General features: G+C 44.5%; 1 protein-coding gene. It reads right to left on the bottom strand.

The features are described 5' to 3' along the window. Positions 1 to 247: family 43 glycosylhydrolase (locus ACX6CF_RS26935; protein WP_458788452.1), on the bottom strand; the 247-nt coding region annotated here is incomplete at both ends.

The raw sequence follows: 247 nt of genomic DNA, 5'->3' as shown, positions 1-247 counted from the left end.
TTCGATCTTTAGCTAACCCAACTTGAGTGAGTATTGGGTTATTCTCATAAGACAGATAGGGTCCCAAAATATTTTGAGAGCGAAATATCAACTGCTGATGGTTAAGGCCCGTGCCGCCTCCCGCTGCTGATACATAATACTGCCCCTCTATTTTGTATATATGTGGGCCTTCTATGTGTTTAGTGTTATAGGGGGCAGGATCAGCGCCATCAATTAAAGTGATATCTTCCGAGCGCGCTGCAAAGCT

Source organism: Vallitalea sediminicola, from assembly GCF_054408565.1.
Note: the sequence above shows the minus strand (reverse complement) of the source record. Positions and strands in the feature narration are given on the sequence as shown.